This is a genomic window from Devosia pacifica (genome assembly GCF_014652635.1).
GTDB classification, from domain to species: domain Bacteria; phylum Pseudomonadota; class Alphaproteobacteria; order Rhizobiales; family Devosiaceae; genus Devosia; species Devosia pacifica.
In genome coordinates, this window is record NZ_BMZE01000009.1 from 1 (window position 1) to 1734 (window position 1734).

At 54.5% G+C, this 1734-nt stretch carries 2 protein-coding genes; one reads left to right on the forward strand and one right to left on the reverse strand.

The features are described from left to right. Positions 1-480: GntR family transcriptional regulator (locus tag IE127_RS19550; protein ID WP_189427486.1), on the forward strand; the 480-nt coding region annotated here is incomplete at its 5' end. A 544-nt stretch (positions 481-1024) separates the two neighbouring features. Here the strand turns inward: IE127_RS19550 and IE127_RS19555 are convergent. Beyond that, positions 1025-1651 carry a hypothetical protein gene (locus IE127_RS19555; protein ID WP_189427487.1) on the reverse strand — a complete coding sequence of 209 codons (627 nt, stop codon included), beginning with the start codon at positions 1649-1651 and terminating at the stop codon, positions 1025-1027. Between the last annotated feature and the right edge of the window lie 83 nt (positions 1652-1734).

Consider the following 1734-nt stretch of genomic DNA (forward strand, 5'->3'; position numbering starts at 1 on the left):
GCGCATCGTCGCACACTCGTGTTGCCCATCTCTCGCGCCCAAATCCTCGAGCGGCGATTTATCCGCGAAGCAATTGAACTCGCGGTGGTCGCACGGCTAACTGGGAACGTTTCGTCACACCCAAGGAAGATCCTCGAAAAACAGCTGTCCCTACAAAGGGCAGCCGCTGAAGCAGGTGATGCAGCCGCGTTCTCCGCTCTCGACGAAAATTTCCATGAAATGCTGTGCCATGCAGGCGGGGTGGGATTTGCATGGCGGACACTTGCGAGCGTCAGAATGCACTCAATACGGGTATGCAAATTGAGTAAGGAAGACGTTCCAAAGATGAACAACGTTGTCGATCAGCATGCTCAAATTGTTGAGGCTGTAGCATCAGGCGACCTTACTTTAGCTCAAAGCGAAATGAGAAAGCACCTAGCCGCATTTCCTGCCAAGCTGGAGCTTGCAATACGCGATAATGCAGGCTTCTTCACTGCGTGATCCGTTCGAGGAATGGTTAAATCAACCCTTGATCCAACTTCTATCGCTTGGTCTGGTGTCAGTCCGACTGGACTTGGAATCCTTCAACCACCGGCCACGCTTGAATACGCTAGCTAAGCAGTGGCGAAGGTCCGCTATTAGGACCGAGCCGCTGCACGCTGTATCTCAGGAATGGGGGCGCGTTGCGGCCCTTCAGTTTCCTGCGTGGGCTGTCGTTTTGGCACCGAGTCGGCTGGTGCGCATGGCCGAGTATGATAGCACAAGCCTCCCTTGCCGAAGCTCTTTCCTTCAGTGAGAGTATCTGAAAGGGAGTCAGAAGAGGCTGCCTAGGAAATGCAGAATGCGATAGTGCAAACTCCTGATCTTCATCCTATGGGCTACCAGCAGCTCCCGATATCGGACAATTTCGGTTATGTCTCGCGGGGAGAGCCACGCCTGTTCTTCTTCAAAGGCCTTACCGAAATCTTCGACGGGTATATCAATCAGTCGCACGCGTGCCCGTTGCCGTTCGTCTCTGACAACGGAATATGCCGGGCGTAACCTTCTAGAAGTCGGGAAACTTCAACACACGCACCGCCTCGGCGTGTACCCTTGCAATCTGAACTTTAAATTGCGCTCGAACAGAATAAATCTCGGATGTTGTGACTTGCATGATCGTCGCAACCTTGGCGCAGTCGATGGATGCCATTGCGGCCGGCGACAGCCTCAATGCCTCCTGAATTTGCAGCGCGCGCGGTCTCATGCGAGGCAAAATCATATGGTTGGTGTCGGCTTCAAGGCTAGCAATGAGCCTCATTGCAGACTTCGTCGGACCGGCATTAAGAACGTCACGATCGCCGCCGTCGATACCTCGGCACGGGACGATTACGCAAGACGGCAAGGCGATCTGAAATCTTTTGATCGTACGTGCAGCGGCCAGGACAGCATCCACATTACATAAATAAGGTATGATCAGCGCAGTGGCACGGTCAGCCGCAGCGATCTGCTCTTCGAGCGCAACTGCCGCTGCGGCTTCTGCCAACCTTCCGTCGTTGTTTGCGCCGACGTCAACGAACACGATCTGATCGACCGGTGCCCCGACGAGGGCGGCGAAAACCGGGTCAAGAGCTGCAACATCGCCCAAATCATTTTCGCTCAACTCCTCAGCGGAAGGCAGATCAACCACTTTCACACGGTCGCCGAAAAAGTTCGAAAGTAAGCGAGAAGGCGAGACCGTTCAGCCCGGGTAGTTCCACGGCATGAGTGCGTCGATGT